Source organism: Pseudarthrobacter sp. MDT1-56 (assembly GCF_059383555.1).
Genome location: NZ_JBWZCK010000007.1, coordinates 34,208 through 51,404, shown reverse-complemented (window position 1 = coordinate 51,404; position 17,197 = coordinate 34,208). Strand labels below are relative to the sequence as shown.

General features: G+C 68.2%; 19 protein-coding genes and 1 pseudogene. 16 read left to right on the top strand and 4 right to left on the bottom strand.

Going from position 1 to position 17,197, the window contains the following annotated elements:
- Nucleotides 1-15: 15 nt before the first annotated feature.
- The 6 genes from hisB to AC50YC_RS11265 are packed head-to-tail and all read left to right on the top strand — an operon-like array spanning nucleotide 16 to nucleotide 4,653.
- Nucleotides 16-642: an imidazoleglycerol-phosphate dehydratase HisB gene (hisB, locus tag AC50YC_RS11290; RefSeq protein WP_494953613.1), complete on the top strand. Its 627-nt coding sequence runs from the start codon at nucleotides 16-18 to the stop codon at nucleotides 640-642.
- On the top strand, nucleotides 639-1,403 hold the full coding sequence (hisH, locus tag AC50YC_RS11285) for an imidazole glycerol phosphate synthase subunit HisH (RefSeq protein WP_494953612.1): 765 nt from the start codon (nucleotides 639-641) through the stop codon (nucleotides 1,401-1,403). Before hisB ends, hisH begins: the two co-directional genes overlap by 4 nt.
- Entirely contained in the window at nucleotides 1,404-1,559 is a 156-nt protein-coding gene (locus tag AC50YC_RS11280; RefSeq protein WP_494953611.1) for a hypothetical protein, read from the top strand. It begins immediately after the preceding gene.
- 51 nt (nucleotides 1,560-1,610) lie between these two features.
- Nucleotides 1,611-2,357 (top strand): bifunctional 1-(5-phosphoribosyl)-5-((5-phosphoribosylamino)methylideneamino)imidazole-4-carboxamide isomerase/phosphoribosylanthranilate isomerase PriA, encoded by a 747-nt coding sequence (gene priA, locus AC50YC_RS11275; RefSeq protein WP_494953610.1) that lies wholly within the window; start codon nucleotides 1,611-1,613, stop codon nucleotides 2,355-2,357.
- A 13-nt stretch (nucleotides 2,358-2,370) separates the two neighbouring features.
- Nucleotides 2,371-3,270 carry an SseB family protein gene (locus AC50YC_RS11270; RefSeq protein WP_494953609.1) on the top strand — a complete coding sequence of 300 codons (900 nt, stop codon included), beginning with the start codon at nucleotides 2,371-2,373 and terminating at the stop codon, nucleotides 3,268-3,270.
- A gap of 60 nt (nucleotides 3,271-3,330) precedes the next feature.
- On the top strand, nucleotides 3,331-4,653 hold the full coding sequence (locus AC50YC_RS11265) for an MFS transporter (protein WP_494953608.1): 1,323 nt from the start codon (nucleotides 3,331-3,333) through the stop codon (nucleotides 4,651-4,653).
- 122 nt (nucleotides 4,654-4,775) lie between these two features.
- Here AC50YC_RS11265 and AC50YC_RS11260 read toward each other — a convergent pair whose 3' ends face one another.
- Nucleotides 4,776-5,162, bottom strand: coding sequence for a DUF1844 domain-containing protein (locus AC50YC_RS11260; protein WP_494953607.1), 387 nt, complete (start codon nucleotides 5,160-5,162; stop codon nucleotides 4,776-4,778).
- Nucleotides 5,163-5,621: 459 nt separating this feature from the next.
- Between AC50YC_RS11260 and infC the strand changes: the two genes are divergently transcribed.
- The 4 genes from infC to AC50YC_RS11240 all read left to right on the top strand — a co-directional run bounded on the left by infC (nucleotide 5,622) and on the right by AC50YC_RS11240 (nucleotide 8,608).
- Nucleotides 5,622-6,734, top strand: a complete 1,113-nt coding sequence (gene infC, locus AC50YC_RS11255; RefSeq protein WP_494953606.1) for a translation initiation factor IF-3 — start codon at nucleotides 5,622-5,624, stop codon at nucleotides 6,732-6,734.
- A 115-nt stretch (nucleotides 6,735-6,849) separates the two neighbouring features.
- Nucleotides 6,850-7,044, top strand: a complete 195-nt coding sequence (gene rpmI, locus AC50YC_RS11250) for a 50S ribosomal protein L35 (RefSeq protein ID WP_009358635.1) — start codon at nucleotides 6,850-6,852, stop codon at nucleotides 7,042-7,044.
- 119 nt (nucleotides 7,045-7,163) lie between these two features.
- Nucleotides 7,164-7,628, top strand: a complete 465-nt coding sequence (gene rplT / locus AC50YC_RS11245; protein ID WP_346925856.1) for a 50S ribosomal protein L20 — start codon at nucleotides 7,164-7,166, stop codon at nucleotides 7,626-7,628.
- A 65-nt stretch (nucleotides 7,629-7,693) separates the two neighbouring features.
- The gene (locus AC50YC_RS11240) at nucleotides 7,694-8,608 is read left to right on the top strand and encodes a TrmH family RNA methyltransferase (RefSeq protein WP_494953605.1); all 915 of its coding nucleotides are present in this window, start codon (nucleotides 7,694-7,696) and stop codon (nucleotides 8,606-8,608) included.
- Nucleotides 8,609-8,717: 109 nt separating this feature from the next.
- On the opposite strand, the gene AC50YC_RS11235 is transcribed toward AC50YC_RS11240, so the two are convergent.
- Entirely contained in the window at nucleotides 8,718-8,984 is a 267-nt protein-coding gene (locus AC50YC_RS11235; protein WP_354173732.1) for a GlsB/YeaQ/YmgE family stress response membrane protein, read from the bottom strand.
- A 258-nt stretch (nucleotides 8,985-9,242) separates the two neighbouring features.
- On the opposite strand from AC50YC_RS11235, the pseudogene AC50YC_RS11230 reads away from it, so the two are divergent.
- A pseudogene (locus AC50YC_RS11230) lies at nucleotides 9,243-10,162 on the top strand (cation diffusion facilitator family transporter).
- Nucleotides 10,163-10,224: 62 nt separating this feature from the next.
- Here AC50YC_RS11230 and AC50YC_RS11225 read toward each other — a convergent pair.
- Complete coding sequence (locus AC50YC_RS11225) at nucleotides 10,225-11,433, bottom strand: MFS transporter (protein WP_494953604.1); 1,209 nt, start codon at nucleotides 11,431-11,433, stop codon at nucleotides 10,225-10,227.
- Nucleotides 11,434-11,605: 172 nt separating this feature from the next.
- Here AC50YC_RS11225 and AC50YC_RS11220 point away from each other — a divergent pair, with 172 nt between their 5' ends.
- The 4 genes from AC50YC_RS11220 to AC50YC_RS11205 all read left to right on the top strand — a co-directional run bounded on the left by AC50YC_RS11220 (nucleotide 11,606) and on the right by AC50YC_RS11205 (nucleotide 14,992).
- Entirely contained in the window at nucleotides 11,606-12,061 is a 456-nt protein-coding gene (locus AC50YC_RS11220) for a (deoxy)nucleoside triphosphate pyrophosphohydrolase (protein WP_494953603.1), read from the top strand.
- 86 nt (nucleotides 12,062-12,147) lie between these two features.
- Complete coding sequence (locus AC50YC_RS11215) at nucleotides 12,148-13,305, top strand: Re/Si-specific NAD(P)(+) transhydrogenase subunit alpha (RefSeq protein WP_494953602.1); 1,158 nt, start codon at nucleotides 12,148-12,150, stop codon at nucleotides 13,303-13,305.
- On the top strand, nucleotides 13,305-13,622 hold the full coding sequence (locus AC50YC_RS11210; RefSeq protein ID WP_494953765.1) for an NAD(P) transhydrogenase subunit alpha part 2: 318 nt from the start codon (nucleotides 13,305-13,307) through the stop codon (nucleotides 13,620-13,622). The genes AC50YC_RS11215 and AC50YC_RS11210 overlap by 1 nt, the downstream gene beginning before the upstream one ends.
- Nucleotides 13,619-14,992 carry an NAD(P)(+) transhydrogenase (Re/Si-specific) subunit beta gene (locus AC50YC_RS11205; protein WP_494953601.1) on the top strand — a complete coding sequence of 458 codons (1,374 nt, stop codon included), beginning with the start codon at nucleotides 13,619-13,621 and terminating at the stop codon, nucleotides 14,990-14,992. Before AC50YC_RS11210 ends, AC50YC_RS11205 begins: the two co-directional genes overlap by 4 nt.
- An 8-nt stretch (nucleotides 14,993-15,000) precedes the next feature.
- Here AC50YC_RS11205 and AC50YC_RS11200 read toward each other — a convergent pair whose 3' ends face one another.
- Nucleotides 15,001-16,191 carry an Rv2578c family radical SAM protein gene (locus tag AC50YC_RS11200; protein WP_494953600.1) on the bottom strand — a complete coding sequence of 397 codons (1,191 nt, stop codon included), beginning with the start codon at nucleotides 16,189-16,191 and terminating at the stop codon, nucleotides 15,001-15,003.
- A 350-nt stretch (nucleotides 16,192-16,541) separates the two neighbouring features.
- Here AC50YC_RS11200 and pcp point away from each other — a divergent pair, with 350 nt between their 5' ends.
- A complete protein-coding gene (gene pcp / locus AC50YC_RS11195) occupies nucleotides 16,542-17,183 on the top strand; it encodes a pyroglutamyl-peptidase I (RefSeq protein WP_494953599.1) in 642 nt (213 codons plus the stop codon).
- The last annotated feature ends 14 nt before the right edge of the window (nucleotides 17,184-17,197 follow it).

Below are 17,197 nucleotides of genomic sequence, written 5' to 3'. Positions count from 1 at the left end.
CCAAAGGACACCCACATGAGCAACACCGGATCAACCGCTGCCGAGGGCCGGACCGCACGCATGGAGCGGACCACCAGCGAGTCATCCGTGCTGGTCGAGATCAACCTGGACGGCACCGGGGTCTCCGACATCAGCACGTCCGTTCCGTTCTACGACCACATGCTGACGGCGCTGAGCAAGCACTCCCTGATCGATATGACGGTCAAGGCCACCGGCGATACGCACATTGATGTCCACCACACGGTTGAGGATGTAGCCATCACCTTCGGCGAAGTCCTGCGCACCGCGCTGGGGAACAAGGCCGGGATCCGCCGCTTCGGGGAAGCCACGGTACCCCTCGACGAGGCCCTCGCGCAGGCCGTCGTCGACGTCTCCGGCCGCCCCTACCTCGTGCACGGTGGCGAGCCCGCCGGCCAGGAGTACCACCTGATTGGCGGACACTTCACCGGGTCCCTGACCCGTCACATCTTCGAGGCGATCACCCTGCACGCCGGAATCTGCCTGCACATGAACGTCACCGCAGGCCGGGATCCGCACCACATCGTCGAGGCCCAGTTCAAGGCCTTCGCCCGCGCCCTGCGCGCTGCCATCGAACCGGATCCCCGGGTCGAGGGCATCCCGTCCACCAAGGGCGCGTTGTGACCGGCAAGGTGCTGAAGGACGGCGCCATCATCAACCCCGACGCCGGCAGGAAGCCGGTGTCGGCCGAGGGCAAGCCCACCGTCACGGTCCTCGACTACGGCTCCGGCAACGTCCGCTCCGCCGTGCGCGCCCTCGAACGCGCCGGTGCCGAGGTGATCCTCAGTTCCAAGCCGGAGGATGTGCTCAACGCCGACGGGCTCGTGGTCCCCGGTGTCGGGGCGTTCGAAACGGTGATGCGTGAGCTCAAAGCCGTCGATGCCATCCGCATGATCGGCCGCCGCGTCGCCGGCGGCCGCCCCGTGCTGGCCATCTGCGTGGGCCTCCAGGTGCTCTTCGAAGCCGGCGTCGAGCACGGCACAGAAGCCGAAGGCATGGGGGAGTGGCCCGGGAAGGTCGAACTCCTCCCCGCCGACGTCGTACCGCACATGGGCTGGAACACCGTGTCCGTGCCGGCGGGCTCCAGGCTCTTTGCCGGGGTCGAAAACGAGCGTTTCTACTTCGTGCACTCCTATGGGGTCCAGCAGTGGGACTTCGATGTTATCCAGCCGCGGATGACGGCGCCGCTTGTCACCTGGTCGGAGCACGGTGCCCCCTTCATCGCCGCCGTGGAAAACGGCCCGCTGTGCGCGACGCAGTTCCACCCGGAGAAGTCCGGCGACGCCGGTGGACGCCTGCTGCGCAACTGGGTGGAAGGCCTGCGGGACCGTTCCGCAGCCCCGGCCCCGACAGCCGTGACACCCCCGGAAGCCGGGACCGCTTAGATGTGGCCGATCGTGCTGATGGGGCTCGCCGGCCTGCTGGTCGGCGGAGCGCTGTCCTTCCGCCAGCAGAAAAGCCCGCGCTGGGTCCAGGTCGTGTTCTACGTCCTGGCTGGGATGGCGCTGCTCGCCGCCTACCTCCTGACGCTGCCCGCCTGACGCCCGCGGCGCCCCGACCACCTGCCGACCCCTGAAAACTGAGGATTTACGATGACCACCGAAACCCCGCTGCCCGTGCTGGAGCTGCTCCCCGCCGTCGACGTCGTCAACGGCCAGGCAGTCCGCCTCGTCCAGGGCGAGGCCGGCAGCGAAACGAGCTACGGCACCCCCCTGGAAGCCGCGCTGAACTGGCAGCAGCAGGGGGCGGAGTGGGTCCACCTCGTCGACCTCGACGCCGCCTTCGGCCGGGGCTCCAACGCCGAACTGCTCCGCGAAGTGGTCGGCCGGCTCGACATCAAGGTGGAGCTCTCCGGGGGCCTGCGCGACGACGAGTCGCTCGAGAAGGCCCTGGAGCTCGGCGTCGCCCGCGTGAACCTCGGCACCGCGGCACTGGAAAACCCGGAGTGGACTGCCCGGGTGATCGAGCGCTTCGGCGACAGGATCGCCGTCGGGCTGGATGTCCGCGGCACCACGCTGGCCGGCCGCGGCTGGACCAAGGAGGGCGGTGACCTCTGGGACGTCCTCGGGCGCCTCGAAGAGGCCGGCTGCGCCCGCTACGTCGTCACCGACGTCACCAAGGACGGCACCCTCCAGGGACCCAACGTCGAACTGCTGCGCCAGATGGTGGAGAAGACCGGCAAGCCGGTGGTCGCCTCCGGCGGAATCTCCAGCCTCGATGACCTCAAGGTCCTGCGCTCCCTCGTGCCGCTCGGCGTCGAGGGCGCCATCGTCGGCAAGGCCCTCTACAACGGAAACTTCACGCTGCCGGAGGCCCTCGACGTCGCCGGCCGGCGCTAGGTAAGTCCGCAGCATGGAGCACCGGCCCGCGGGCGAGCGCGCAGCTGACCTTCCCGCCACGTCACGCCCGCTGCCCGGGCACATCGCGGCGGCCCTGGCCGGCGCAGGCGGAGCAGCTGACTCGGCCGGCCAGCCCTGGGCCGGGCGCAGCCTGTCCGGCGAAGACGCCAGGATCCACAATTTCGAGGACGACGACGGCGCGGCCGACGCCGGCTACCTGACGGCGCTGGCCGCCCTCGCGGCCGGCGACGGCGACGAGGCTGCGGTGGTGGCCGCCCTGGCCACGGCGCGGGTCTTTGTGCCAATCCTCGCCACGCTCGCCGAAGAAGGTGAAGGCGCCGGCGGCCTCCATGCCGACAAACAGGCGGACATGGCCCTCGTGACGCTCAAGGCCCCCGACGGCCGGACGGCGATGCCGGTCTTCACCTCCGCCGCTGCGCTGGCGGCCTGGCACCCGGAGGCCCGCCCGGTGGCAGTCTACGCTGCCCGCGCCGCACTCTCCGCGGTCGCCGAAGGCGCCGAGTTGCTCGTGCTGGACCCGGGCTCACAAGTGACCTTCGTGGTGCGCCGGCCGGCCGTGTGGGCCCTGGCCCAGCAACGGGACTGGACGCCGTCGTACGCTGATCCCGACCTTGCCCGGAGCCTCGGCGAGGCCGCGGTTGGCTTTCCCGCGGTCCGCCGTGTTGAAATTCATCCAGGCGGTGGAGTTGCCTCGCGTGTGGCCGATGGGACGCCGCTGCCGGGCGGAGGCTCCGGCCCGGAACTCCGCGTGCTGCTCTACCTTGAAGACGGGCTCGACGCCGCGGGCGTCCAGTCCATCGTGTCCGGGCTCAACAGCGCCTGGGCGCGGAATGAAGTATTTGCTGAGCGGGTTGACTCTATCGAGGTCAAATTGCAGCGCGCAGCACAGTAGCTGACGGCCAGCGGGGAATATCCCGGTGCTGCCGGGGGCAGTACCAGAAGGATGTAGTCCGTGAACTTCGCGCTTTACCGGGAGCTGCTCGCCGATCGGCCGATCAGGCGGCTCCTGCTGGTCGGGATGATCGCCCGCATACCGCACTCCGCGGCCGGGGTCCTGCTGACCTTGCACATCGTCCTCACCCTCGGGCAGGGCTACGCCGCTGCCGGGGCCGCGGCTGCCGTGATGACCATCGGCATTGCCGTCGGCGCGCCCTGGCGCGGCCGGCGCGTCGATACCGTCGGCCTTCGGCGTGCCCTCATTCCCTCGGTCATTTCCGAGGCTGTCATCTGGTCGGTGGTGCCGCACGTTTCCTACGAGCTGCTGCTGCCGCTGGTGTTCGTCGGCGGCCTCCTGACGCTGCCGATCTTCAGCGTTGTCCGCCAGTCCCTCGGCGTCCTGGCCACGGGGGAGCAGCGGCGCACGGCCTTCGCCCTGGACGCGATCTCCACGGAACTGGTCTTTATGATCGGCCCCGCGGCGGGAGCCCTCGTCGCGACCGCCGGACTCTCGGTCCTGGGGCTGACCATCATCGGCATCGCCACCTCGGCGTCCGGGCTTTTCCTGATGTGGTTCAACCCGCCGACCCGCAGCGCGGAGTCCGACGCCGAGTCCGACACCGAGTTCGAGGCCAGCCAGCAGAAAGCAGCCGAGGTCGCCGTCGTCGCCGCTGCCCCGGCCCACCTGCAGGAGGCCGCCGCAGAGTTCGTCCCGCTGGCCGCCGCCGGGGACGGACGCCACGAGCGGGCCGGGCTGCGGCACAAGGTCACTCACAACTTCGTCTGGTTCACGGCCGCCGTGGCCGCCGTTTTTGCCGTCGCCGCCGGGGCCGGCATGGTCCTTAGCGGCACCGACGTCGGGATCGTTGCCGCCCTCGAGACCGGCGGCCACCAGGCCGAGATCGGACTGGTCTTCCTCTTCTGGTGCGGGGCGTCGGTGGTCGGTGGCGTGATCTACGGCGCCATGCACCGGCCGATCTCGCCGATCCTGCTACTGCTGGGAATGTCCGCGCTGACCATTCCAATGGCCTTCGCCCAGGACACCTGGACCCTCAGCCTGCTCTCGCTCCTGCCGGGGCTGCTGTGCGCCCCGGTGCTGTCGGCCGCCTCGGAGAAGGTCGCCGAACTCGTCGACGAGCGCCGCCGCGGCGAGGCGATGGGCTGGTACGGCTCTGCCCTCACCGGCGGCGTCGCGCTCGGCGCGCCGCTCGCCGGGGTGTTCATCGATGGCGTCGGTCCCTCGGCCGGATTCGTGGCCGTGGGGGTGGGCGGCGTCGCGCTGTGCCTGCTGGGCCTGGTGCTGCAGCACCACCGCCGGCGGCGCCTCGCCGCAGCCTGACGCACCAGCACCAGCAAGACGTTACGCCCCGGGGCGCCCGCACTGCCGGGGAGTTAACGACGGCGGCGGGTGGACCGATGTGGTCCGCCCGCCGCCGCGTTGCCGCTGGAAAGAGTTCGTGCTTAGTTGACCGGGCCGGTGTACTTCTCGCCCGGGCCCTTGCCCGGTGCATCCGGAATACTGGATTCCTCGCGGAACGCCAGCTGCAGGGACCGCAGCCCGTCGCGCAACGGTCCGGCGTGCTGGGAGCCGATTTCGGGAGCGGCGGCGGTGACCAGGCCGGCCAGGGCGGTGATCAGCTTGCGGGCCTCGTCCAGGTCCTTGAGCTCTTCGGCGTTCTCTTCGGCGGCCAGGCCGAGCTTCACGGCGGCGGCGCTCATCAGGTGCACGGCGGCGGTGGTGATGACCTCGATCGCGGGCACCTCGGAGATATCGCGGATCTGCTGTGAGACGTCGCCCTCGGCGCTGGCGGGCTGGTAAACGTGTGAATTACTGTCTGAAGTGCTCATGCTGGTAAGCTTGTCACAGACCGACTGATTGTCGTTATTTCGTTCCAGTACCACTGTCTTTCAGTAAATACTGTCTTTCAGTGATACTGCAGCGATATGACAGCCGGAACCCGTCCGCAACCAACATGCCCGTCATGCAGGTGCGCCGGACGGGATTTGTTCTGTAGAATCGACTTTCAGTTTGCAAGCGGAGTTCTCTCCCACCCGCGTCAACCGCTCTCCTTCGGGAAGCTTCGCAAGAAGCAAGGTTGCCGGGTACCTGGTCGGGCATTTTCCCCGGGCGTCAGCCCTGGCAGGATGTATGCCGCCTCATATGAGGCAGGCAGTTCCGATCTTCGAGGCCTTCGATTGCTCCGGCAATTGGGGGCCTTCTCTTTTTGCCGGTGGAATACCCCTCACGAACACAGGAGCTTTAACATTAGCGAGCCAAGAATCAATGAGCGTATCCGCGTCCCCGAGGTGCGGCTGGTCGGCCCTGCAGGCGAGCAAGTAGGCGTTGTCCGTATTGAGGATGCCCTGCGTTTGGCTGCCGAGTCCGATCTTGATCTCGTTGAAGTTGCACCGCAGGCCAAGCCTCCGGTGTGCAAGCTGATGGACTTCGGCAAGTACAAGTACGAAGCCGCAGTCAAGGCACGCGAAGCCCGGAAGAACCAGACCAACACGGTCCTGAAGGAAATCCGCTTCCGCCTGAAGATCGACACCCACGACTACGAGACGAAGCGCGGACACGCGCTCCGCTTCCTCGGCGCCGGTGACAAGGTCAAGGCCATGATCCAGTTCCGTGGCCGTGAGCAGCAGCGTCCCGAGATGGGCATCCGCCTGCTCCAGCGCTTTGCCGACGACGTCGCCGAAGTCGGCGTCGTGGAGTCCAGCCCGCGGATCGATGGCCGCAACATGGTCATGGTGGTCGGTCCCCTGAAGAACAAGGCCGAAGCCAAGGCGGAGGCCCGCCGCGCAACGCAGCGCGCGGACGCCAAGGCCGAGAATGAAGCCAAGGCAACAGGCGGCGGCCGCGTTGACACGTCCGGCGGCGATGCCCCCTTGACGCAGTCGCTCGCCGATCTTCTTCCGGAGGGCTACCAGGTCCGGACCGAGGCACCCGAGGCCGAGGTAACCGCGACGGAGACGCCGGCAACGGAAGCTCCGGCTGCGGAGGCTGCCGCCGAGGCCCCGGCCGAAAAGGTCGAGGCCGACAAGACTGAAGCCGCGGAGGCCCCGGCCGCCGAGGCCAAGGTCGAGGAAGCCCCGGCAGAGAAGGCTCCCGTCCAGGAAGCGCCGAAGCAGGAGGCCCCCAAGGCTCCCAAGGCCGCGCCGAAGCGCGAGGCCCCGAAAACTGAGGCCCCGAAAGCCGCCGCAAGGCCGGCGGTAGCCAAGGCGCCCGCAGCGCCCAAAGCCGCCGCCAAGGCGCCGGAAACCGCCAAGGTTCCCGAGGCTGAAAAGGCCGCTCCGGCGGCAGCACCGAAGCCGGTTGCTGCACCGAAGCCGGTCCCGCGCCCCGCGGCGCCGAAGCCTGCTGCACGGCCGGCTGCCCCGAAGGCCGCCGCCAAGCCGGGCACCAAGAAGACCAACTAGTCCAGGGCTGCCGGACAGCAATGTCCGGCAGCAAGCAACCAGCACGCCGCCCGCAGGGGCGGCTGCACGAAAGACTGCAGGCCTTGTCTGCGGATACGTAAGGAGATCGGTTCCCATGCCGAAGATGAAGACCCACAGTGGTGCTAAGAAGCGCTTCAAGCTGACCGGCAGCGGCAAGCTGCGCCGCCAGCAGGCCAACCGCCGCCACTACCTCGAGCACAAGTCCTCCAGGCTGACCCGCCGCCTCGCCGGCGACAAGATCGTCTTCAAGGGCGACGCCAAGGTCATCCGGAAGATGCTCGGCATCTAAGTTCCAAGTTCTCTGACTGTTTGCCACCCGGCAGCAGTCAACTACCAAAAAGGCTTCTCAGGCCAGCCGGTTGTTCCGGCAGTAGACGCTTGGGATCAGAATTCTGAAGGAGTACGCACGTGGCACGTGTGAAGAGGGCGGTCAACGCCCACAAGAAGCGCCGGGTTATCCTTGAACGCGCAAAGGGCTACCGTGGACAGCGTTCACGCCTGTACCGCAAGGCCAAAGAGCAGCTGTTGCACTCGTTTGTGTACAGCTACGGCGACCGCAAGAAGAAGAAGGGCGACTTCCGCCGCCTGTGGATCCAGCGCATCAACGCTGCCTCCCGCGCCAACGGCCTGACCTACAACCGTCTGATCCAGGGCCTCAAGGCCGCTGAGGTCGAGGTTGACCGCCGTATGCTGGCCGAGCTTGCCGTCTCCGACGCCAACGCCTTCGCCGCGCTGGTCAAGATCGCCAAGGACTCGCTGCCCGCCGACACGTCCGCTCCGGCCGTCCAGGCTGAGGCTGCACCGGCCGCCAAGAAGGCTCCGGCCAAGAAGCCGGCCGCCAAGAAGCCTGCCGCTGACAAGGCTGCCGAGTAGTACCTGAGGCAGTTCACCAACTGCGTCGTTCAAGAACCGGCTGGAAAAGCTACTAAGGTTCTTGTATGAACGAAACCGGGCGCCCGCAAGACTTTCCACTTTCCAATCCCCGAGCTGATCGGGTGAGGAAGGTGGCACAGCTTGCCGGGCGCCCGGCCCGTTTAAAGCGCCGCGAGTTCCTGGCGGAGGGCCCGCAGGCGGTCCGGGAAGCCCTCGTCCTGCACCAGAAGAGGCTTGCCGCGGGGGAGCCCGGCATTGTCTATGAGGTCTACGCGAGCGAGACCTGCCTGGACCGGCACCCTGATCTGGAGACCCTCGCGGAGGGCACCACCGCCTACCTCGCCACCGACGAAGTGCTTGCCGCGATGGCGGACACCGTCAACCCGCAGGGCATTCTCGCGGTCTGCGGCTTCCTGGACGTGAGCCTTGAGCAGGTGCTCGACGCCGGCCCGCGGCTGATCGCGGTGCTGTGCCAGGTCCGGGACCCCGGCAACGCCGGCACCGTGCTGCGGGCAGCGGACGCGGCCGGCGCGGACGCCGTCGTCCTGACCGCGTCCAGTGTGGACATTTACAACCCCAAGGCCGTGCGGTCGACGGCCGGGTCCCTTTTCCATCTGCCCGTGGTGCTTGGCGCCGAGATCGAGGAACTGGTGGCCCGTTGCAAGGAACGCGGCATCGGAGTGCTGGCCGCCGACGGCCAGGGCCAGCTCAACCTGGACCGGCTGCAGGACCAGAACGCCGCCCGCCGGCTCGGCGCACAGCCCCGGGAGTCCGAGTACGCGCTGGAGAAACCGACGGCCTGGCTCTTCGGCAATGAGGCGCAGGGCCTCGCCGAGGAAGAACTCGCCCTGGCGGACCACCGGGTGGCCGTGCCCGTGTACGGGGCTGCTGAAAGCCTGAATCTTGGCACCGCGGCGACGGTCTGCCTCTACGCCAGCGCCCGCGCACAGCAGGACGGCGCGACGAACCCGCCCAGCTGAGCTCCCTCCAGGTTCACGTCGTCGGCCGGCAGGAGGGACACCGGCACGAGGCAAAAAAGTACGGCGGGGGTCCACCGAAAGGTGGGCCCCCGCCGTCGTACCTGTGCAGTTAACTGGTCTTGTTGCGTCCTGTGATGGCGCCATAGACGAGGGCGACCACCAGACCGCCGACAATGGCCAGGAGCCAGGAACCGAGATTCCAGAATTCCATCCTGCCGCCGCCGAACAGAAGGTCGCCGATCCAGCCGCCGACAATTGCGCCGACAACACCGAGCACGAGGCTGGTGACCCAGCCGCCGCCGACCCTGCCAGGCATAACTGCTTTGACGATTGCACCTACTATGAGTCCGAGAATGATCCAGCCAAGAAAGCCCATTACTCCTCCTACATATTCGTCGGCATCCAAATGGTGGATCCCGATTATGGCTTCAAGCTAACATAGGCCAGTTTGCTTGTCAGCAGGATCACACCCAATCGTTATCTGCCCGGTGACCTGCGGCGCTGCGGGCCAACCGGGCGGCCTCCCCGTGCCGGTGCGGTGCTCCGGCGGGGCGATGACGGGTACGGTATTCCTTGTGGGCGCGGGCAACGGCCGGAGCCCACCACCCGGTCGAACCCCTCAGGAGAAGCTCTCTTGGCTGCAAGTGGCGGTACCAAGGCGATTGTTGCGGCGCTTGCTGCCAACCTGACCAGCGCCGTCCTGTAATTCGTCGCGTACTTCCTGACGTTTTCCTCATCGATGCTGGCCGAGGCGATCCACTCGCACGCTGATTCCGGCAACCAGATCCTGCTGCTCGTGGGCGGCAAGCGCGCCAAGCGGGCTTCGAGCCCGGAGCACCCCTTCGGTTACGGACGCGAGCGTTACATCTATGCCTTCATCGTCTCGATCGTGCTGTTCAGCGTGGGTGGCCTTTTTGCCCTGTGCGAAGCGTGGGGAAAGCTCCAGCACCCGCATGCCATCGAGGGCGCGTTCTGGTGGGTGCCGCTCGGCGTCCTGATCGGCGCCATCATCGCCGAGTCCTTCTCGTTCCGGACCGCGATCTCGAATCCAACCACGTCCGCGGCAAGCAGAGCTGGGTCAAGTTCGTCCGCAGCGCCAAGCAGCCGGAGCTCCCGGTCATCCTGCTCGAAGACCTCGGCGCCCTGGTGGGCCTGATCTTCGCGCTCTTCGGCGTGAGCAAGACGCTCATCACCGGCAACGGCATCTGGGACGCCCTGGGAACCGCCATGATCGGCATCCTGCTTGTGGCCATCGCCGCCGTGCTGGCCGTGGAGACGAAGTCGCTGCTGCTCGGCGAATCCGCCACCAAGGACGACGTCGCCAGGATCCAGGCGGCCATCGAGTCCGACGGCACCTCGATCATCCACCTCAAGACCCTGCACCTGGGTCCGGAGGAACTGTTGGTCGCGGCCAAGATCAGCATCGGCCGCTCCGAGACGGGCCAGGACATCGCCAAAGCGATCGACGACGCCGAAACCCGGATCCGCGAGGCGGTGCCGATGGCCCGGGTCATCTACCTTGAACCGGACGTTCAGCGGGTCAGCGCGCCGTAGCGGGCGCCGGTTCTGCGCCACCACGGTTGTCAGGGGCCGCTGGGTGGTAGCCGCATTGCGGGCTACCGGACCAGCGGCCTCTTGCGTTCCACCAGTCCGCTGATGAGGGCGACGCCGAGGCCCAGGACCGCCAGCACAGCCCCGACCAGGGCAGGTGCGACGTAGCCCCACCCCCAGGCGATGACGAGGCCGCCGAGGAAGGCGCCCAAAGCGTTGGCGACGTTGAGGGCCGCATGGTTGAGCGAGGAGGCCAGCGAGGGGGCATCCGGGGAAGCATCCAGCAGCCGGGTCTGCAGCGCCGGGACCAGCAGTGCCCCGGCGGCGCCGACGACGAAGACCATCACGTAGGCGGACCACGGCCAGTGCACGGCCACGGCGTAGACCACGAGCGCCACGGCAATGCCCGGCAGCACCCAGTAGATCGTTCCCATCACGGACTTGTCCGCGATCCGGCCGCCGACGATGTTGCCGGCCACCATGCCCAGCCCGTACAGCGCGACGACCAGCGGAAGCCAGGCCGCGGGAATGCCCGCAACGGAGGTCATGGTGTGGGCGATGTAGGTATAAGTGGCGAAGAACCCGCCGAAACCGACGATGCCGATCAAAATCGCCAGCCAGACCTGGAGCCGCTTGAGCGCCCCCAGTTCGCGCCGGAAACTCGCATCAGCGTGCGGCTTTTGGAACGGCAGGAACTTCCAGAGCATCACCAGGGTGATGATGCCGATGACGCCCACCAGCAGGAACAGCAGCCGCCAGCCATAGGCCTGGCCCAGCCAGGTGCCAAAGGGGACGCCAAAGACGTTGGAGACTGTCAGGCCGGCCATGACCATCGAAATGGCCCAGCCCCGCCTGGTCGGAGCGACCAGTGACGCCGCGATCACCGCCGCGACGCCGAAGAATGCCCCGTGGGGCAGCCCGGCGGCGAAGCGCGACACCAGCATGGTGCCGTAGTCGGGTGCGATGAAGGACGTCAGGTTCGCGATGCTGAAGAACATCATGAGTCCCAGGGCCAGGTACTTGCGCGGCATCTTGGCACCAACGGCGGCCAGCAGCGGTGCCCCGATCACCACGCCAAGGGCGTAGGCCGAGATCAGGTGGCCCGCCTCCGGGGTGCTGATGTTGAGCCCTTGCTCCACCTCCTTGAGCAGGCCCATCATGGTGAACTCCGTGGTGCCGATACCGAATCCGCCCATGGCAAGGGAAACGATGGCGAGGGCAACGTGGCGGGTGCCGGTATTGGGTGTCGCCGGGGCGTGTGTGGTGGTAGTCATTCGTCTGCTTTTCGGTGACGTCCCCGGCTGGAGCCAGGAGAATGCGGCAAAATAAATCTGATGTATGAGCTGAAGTGTGTAACGGGGCAGGCACGCCCGGTATTCCGGGTACACGCCGAGGGCGGCCCCCTCCATTCTCCCCTAAGCGGGTGCCGCCCCTAGACTTGTGGGCGTGACTGGACTCATCAGCGTCGTCGGCGGCGCCGTGCTGGACTCCCTGGCCGACCCCGGCCGGCTGCTCGTGGCGCGGCGCACTGCGCCCCCGCACTTCGCCGGGATGTGGGAGTTTCCCGGCGGCAAGGTCGAGTCCGGCGAGACGGGCGAGCAGGCCCTGCACCGTGAGCTCCTCGAAGAGCTGGGGGTGAGCATCCGGCTCGGCGCCGAACTGGACAGCGGATCCGCCGACGGCTGGCCGCTCAACGAGCGCGCGGCGATGCGGGTATGGTTCGCGGAACTGCTCGACGGCGTTCCCCACCCCCTCCAGGACCACGATGAGCTCCGCTGGGTCAACCTCCGGAACCGCGATGAGGTGCTGGGGCTGCCGTGGATCCCGGCTGACCTGCCGATCGTCGAGGCGTTGCTGGACAGGCTGCCGGTCGCGGATTCCCCGGCCGTGTCCGCGAACTGAGCTGAGCTCGCGGGCCGCCGGGGCCCCACCTCTCGCCAAAGCGTGAAGCATGTGACTACGCTGAAGCGAATCGAGAGGAGCAGCCCGTGCAGGTTGGTGTCAGACGGGAGCAACGTGCAGGGGAGCGGCGGGTTGCCGCCACACCGGAAACGGTGCAACAACTCCGGGCTCTCGGCCTGGACGTGGCGGTGGAGAGCAATGCGGGCGCCGAGGCAGGGTACGCGGACGCCGCCTTCGCCGCGGCGGGAGCCTCGATCGTTCCGGAGCTGACCGCCGAATCGCTGGATGTCCTGCTGCACGTCCGGCCGCTTGAGCCGGAGTCCGCAGGGCGGCTCCGGCCCGGCACCATCACCATCGGCTTCGCCTCGCCGGGATCGGAACTGCCCGGGGTGGGCGCCCTCGCTTCCGCGGGTGTCACCTCGTTCGCGCTGGAGCTGGTGCCGCGCATCTCCCGGGCCCAGTCCATGGACGCGCTCAGTTCCCAATCGCTGGTCTCCGGCTATCGCGCCGTCCTGGAGGCGGCCCTGCGCTACCCGAGGTTCTTCCCGCTGTACATGACGGCCGCCGGAACGATCCCGCCGGCACGGGTGCTCATCCTGGGTGCCGGCGTCGCCGGGCTGCAGGCGATCGGCACCGCAAAACGCCTGGGGGCGCGGGTCTCGGCCAACGACATCCGGGCGGCCTCCGCCGACGAGGTCGCCTCGATGGGCGGCACGTTCATCCATCTGGAGCTGGACACCCGAACTGCCGACACGTCCGCTGGAGGCAGCGGCGGCTACGCCCGTGAACTTGGCGAGGACCGGGCCAAACGCCAGCGCGCCCTGCTGGCCCCTCATGTCGCGGCGGCGGATGTCCTCATCACCACGGCGGCCATCCCCGGCAGGGCGGCACCCTTGCTGGTGACGACGGAGATGGTGGCCGGCATGCGGGCCGGCTCGGTCGTCGTCGACCTGGCCGCGGAATCCGGCGGAAACGTCGAAGGAGTCATCGCGGGCCGGGATCTCCAGGTCCCGGTGGACGGCGGATCCGTGACCCTGGTGGGGCTCCAGGACGCCGCCTCCGCGATGCCCTCCGATGCTTCCCGGCTGTTCGCCAAGAACGTTGCGAACCTGTTGGCCTTGATGACCGCCGAGGGCAGGGTCGTCCCGGACTTCGACGACGAAGTTGTCGCTGGCGCCTGCCTGACCCACGGCGGCTCCGTGCGGCACGCCGCAACCGCCGAAGCACTGGAGGCCCTCAAATGATGGATCCGATCACGCTGTTGACCGTGGTGGTGCTCGCCGTTTTCGTAGGATTCGAAGTCGTCTCCAAGGTGACCAGCAAGCTGCACACTCCACTGATGTCCGGTGCCAACGCCATTCACGGCATCATCCTGGTGGGCGCCATCATCGTGGCCGGGCAGGCCAGCGACCCGTGGCTGCTGTCGATCGCCCTCCTCGCCGTGGTGCTGGCGACCGCCAACCTGGTCGGCGGATTCGTCGTGACGGACCGGATGCTGGAGATGTTCGGGAGCCGGAAGCCGGCCCGGCCCCGTGCCGGCACGGGTGAGGACGGCAGATGAGCGTCCTCGGCCCCGGATGGACTGCGCTGTTGTACTTGGCGGCCGCCGTCTGCTTCATCCTCGCGCTGAAGGGCCTGAGCTCTCCCCGGACCGCCCGGCGGGGCAACGCCATCGGAGCGGCCGGTGCCCTCCTGGCTGTGGTGACGGTGTTCCTCTCCGCAAAGCTGGACAACATCCCGCTTATCATCGCCGCGATCGCCGTCGGTTCCGCCGTGGCCGTCCCGGTGGCCCGGCGGGTGCAGATGACCCAGATGCCGCAACTGGTCGCCCTGTTCAACGGGGTCGGCGGCGGCGCCGCAGCGCTGGTGGCAGTGCTGGAACTCGGCCAGAGCGAGGACCCCTGGGTGCGGCTGGCCGTGGTGTTTACCATGCTGGTCGGCGCGGTGTCCTTTGCCGGCTCGGCCGTGACGGTCGGCAAGCTGCAGGAGCTGATCAGCACCCGCCCCCTGCTTTTCCCCGGTATGCCGGTGCTGATGGGCGCCGTGGTGCTGGGCGCCATCGCCGCCGGAGGCCTCGTGGTGGCCACGGGGTCGATCGGATGGGCCGTGGCGCTGTTGGTGCTGGGCCTCGTGGCAGGGCTCCTGCTGGTGCTGCCCGTTGGCGGGGCCGACGTGCCGATCGTGATTTCGCTGCTCAACTCGTTCACCGGCCTGGCGGTCGCGGCGTCGGGCATTGTGCTGGGAAATGTGCTTCTGCTGGTCGCCGGCACGCTCGTCGGGGCCAGCGGTACCATCCTGACCAAGGTGATGGCGTCCGCCATGGGCCGCGGCGTTACGGGCATCATGTTCGGTGCCTTCCGGGGCGGCTCGACGGCGGGATCCACCGCGCAAAGCGACCGGCCGGTGCGCTCCTCCTCGCCCGAGGACGTCGCCGTCCAGCTCGGCTATGCGCAGCGGGTGGTGATCGTCCCCGGCTACGGTCTCGCCGTGGCCCAGGGCCAGCACACGATCGCCGAGCTCGCCACGGCCCTGGCGGCCCGCGGCGTCGAGGTGGTCTTTGCCATTCACCCGGTGGCCGGCCGGATGCCGGGCCACATGAACGTCCTGCTCGCGGAAGCCAACGTTCCCTATGAGGCGCTGAAGGAGCTCGAGGAAGCCAACCCGGAGTTCCCCAACACCGACGTGGCGCTCGTCGTCGGCGCCAACGACGTGGTCAATCCTGCCGCCAAGTCCACGCCCGGGGCCCCGATCTACGGGATGCCGATCCTGGAGGTGGCCCAGGCCGGCCAGGTGGTCTTCCTCAAGCGCTCCATGCGCCCGGGCTTCGCCGGGATCGAGAACGAGCTGCTGTTTGATCCCAAGACCACCCTCCTGTTCGGTGACGCTAAGGATTCGCTCACCCGGGTCCTGGGCGCCGTGAAGGCCCTCTAGGTGGCCCGCTAGAACAGGGTGGGCTGCACGTCCGCGGTTGCGGGCCCCGGGCTGGGGAGGATTGCGGCCGCTTCGGGGATGCTGCCGGCCGGGTACTGCGCTTCCTCGTCCCGGGGGTCATTGCTGCCGGGATCGTCATTGAGGCCGCGGTGGCTGAATCCCTGCGAGCCGGAGAAGCCGTGCCGGGCTTTGAAGTACCGGATGCGTCCGGACAGCCAGGCCCGGTACTCCTTGGAGGCGTAGGAGCCGGTGCCATACAGCCGCCGGTACTTGCCGGCGAGCTGGGGATGTTCCCTGGCGATCCACTGCATGAACCACTCCCGGGTTCCGGGCTTGAGGTAAAGGGCGCCCGCGGTGACGCCGGTGGCGCCCGCCGCCGCCAGTGAGCCGAACAGCGAATCCAGGGCCTCGTCGCTGTCCGAGAGCCACGGCAGGATGGGCATGGCCATCACTCCGCACGGCAGCCCCGCCTCCCGGAGCCGGGTGATCAGCTTGAGGCGTGCACGGGGACCTGGTGTGCCGGGCTCCACGGCTTCGGAGAGGTGCTCGTCCGTCATCGCCAGCGAGATACCCACACCAACGGGCACCTGAGCGGCGGCGTGCTTCAGGAGCGGGATGTCCCGGGCCAACAGAGTGCCCTTGGTCAGGATCGACAGGGGAGTGCCGGAATCGGCCAGCGCCCCGATGATGCCCGGCATGAGCTGGTAGCGGCCCTCGGCCCGCTGGTAGGGATCCGTGTTGGTGCCGAGGGCCACGTGCTGCCGCCCCCAGGAGGGCTTGGCCAGTTCCCGGCGGAGGACCTCGGCGGCGTTGATCTTCACCACCACCTGGCTGTCAAAGTCCAGGCCGGCGTCGAAGTCGAGGTAGGTGTGGCTCTTCCGGGCGAAACAGTAGACGCAGGCATGGCTGCAGCCGCGGTATGGGTTGATGGTCCACTCGAACGGCATCCGCGAACCGGCGGCCACTTTGTTGAGCACCGATTTGGCGGTGATCTCATGGAAAGTGACGCCGGCAAACTCGGGGGTGGTCACGGAACGCACCAGCCCGATCAGGGGCAGCAGGGCATCGGTGGCCGGGGACGGGCTGCGCCCGCTCGGGTCTCCGGCTGCCCCGTCACCCGGGGACCGGGTTTCTGCGGCGCGGGTTCCAGGGGCCTTGTCGTCGGGCGCGGGTTTGAGTGCTTGTGCGTCCCATCTCATGGCTCCATTCGAATGTATGTTCGAGTTTAAGTCAAGGACCCGCGCCGACTTTGCGGCGTTGGACCAGCGAGCCAAGTCCTTGCCACGCAGACGTTCCGCCAGGAACACGTCCAGCATGCCGACGGCACGTCGGCCAAAGATTGGTGAGATGGTGGCCGCCGCCAATCCTGCAAAGCCGTGCTTGTCCCGGAGCGCCACGCTTGATGTTCGTGCTGGTATTCGGCGAACCCTTCTGTGCAAAAGCTCCTCCGCACACTACCGATAACATCCCGCCGGACTCGTTACGCCCCCGGGCATACCCTCAGCCATGTCCCCTGCCTGCCCTTCCGCCGCCTTGTTAGGCTGGGGCGATGATTCTCCTGACTGGTTTCGAGCCCTTCGGTGGCGAAAGCACCAACCCGTCGTGGTCGGCAGCGCGGGAGGCCGCGGCCAGGCTGCAGGCCGAGGGACTCGATGCGCAGGCCGTGGAACTTCCCTGCGTCTTCGGGGACGCGGTCCGCGGGCTGGAAGCCGCGCTGGAGCAGTACCGCCCGGACCTGGTGGTCTGCGCGGGCCAGGCCGGCGGGCGGTCCCGGGTTTCGCTGGAACGGATCGCGATCAACTGCGACGACGCGCGGATCCCGGACAATGCCGGCAACGCCCCCGTGGACCAGCCGGTGGTCACCGGGGGACCGGCCGCGTACTTCAGCACCCTTCCGGTCAAGGCGGCGCTCGCGGCCCTGCTGGCGGCCGGGATCCCTGCCGAGGTATCCCAGACCGCCGGCACGTACGTCTGCAACCACCTCTTCTACGGGCTGATGCACGCCCTGCGGCTTCGGCCCGGAACCCGGGGCGGCCTTGTCCACGTTCCCTATGAGCCAGCCCAGCTGCCGCCCGGGAGCACGGATCCGGCGCTGCCGCTGGAGCAGCTGGCGGAGGCGCTCGCCGTCGTCGTCCGCAGTACCCTGGCGACGACAACAGATCTCAGACTCGCCGCGGGCGCCACGCACTAGCCGGCTCCGGACCT

What these genes read in the sequence shown, in the direction of transcription:
- hisB (WP_494953613.1), top strand. Translation starts at nt 16, where the DNA reads ATGAGCAACACCGGATCAACCGCTGCCGAGGGCCGGACCGCACGCATG.
- AC50YC_RS11280 (WP_494953611.1), top strand. Translation starts at nt 1,404, where the DNA reads ATGTGGCCGATCGTGCTGATGGGGCTCGCCGGCCTGCTGGTCGGCGGA.
- priA (WP_494953610.1), top strand. Translation starts at nt 1,611, where the DNA reads ATGACCACCGAAACCCCGCTGCCCGTGCTGGAGCTGCTCCCCGCCGTC.
- AC50YC_RS11270 (WP_494953609.1), top strand. Translation starts at nt 2,371, where the DNA reads ATGGAGCACCGGCCCGCGGGCGAGCGCGCAGCTGACCTTCCCGCCACG.
- AC50YC_RS11260 (WP_494953607.1), bottom strand. Translation starts at nt 5,162, where the DNA reads ATGAGCACTTCAGACAGTAATTCACACGTTTACCAGCCCGCCAGCGCC.
- rpmI (WP_009358635.1), top strand. Translation starts at nt 6,850, where the DNA reads ATGCCGAAGATGAAGACCCACAGTGGTGCTAAGAAGCGCTTCAAGCTG.
- AC50YC_RS11240 (WP_494953605.1), top strand. Translation starts at nt 7,694, where the DNA reads ATGAACGAAACCGGGCGCCCGCAAGACTTTCCACTTTCCAATCCCCGA.
- AC50YC_RS11235 (WP_354173732.1), bottom strand. Translation starts at nt 8,984, where the DNA reads ATGGGCTTTCTTGGCTGGATCATTCTCGGACTCATAGTAGGTGCAATC.
- AC50YC_RS11225 (WP_494953604.1), bottom strand. Translation starts at nt 11,433, where the DNA reads ATGACTACCACCACACACGCCCCGGCGACACCCAATACCGGCACCCGC.
- AC50YC_RS11210 (WP_494953765.1), top strand. Translation starts at nt 13,305, where the DNA reads ATGGATCCGATCACGCTGTTGACCGTGGTGGTGCTCGCCGTTTTCGTA.
- AC50YC_RS11205 (WP_494953601.1), top strand. Translation starts at nt 13,619, where the DNA reads ATGAGCGTCCTCGGCCCCGGATGGACTGCGCTGTTGTACTTGGCGGCC.
- AC50YC_RS11200 (WP_494953600.1), bottom strand. Translation starts at nt 16,191, where the DNA reads ATGAGATGGGACGCACAAGCACTCAAACCCGCGCCCGACGACAAGGCC.
- pcp (WP_494953599.1), top strand. Translation starts at nt 16,542, where the DNA reads ATGATTCTCCTGACTGGTTTCGAGCCCTTCGGTGGCGAAAGCACCAAC.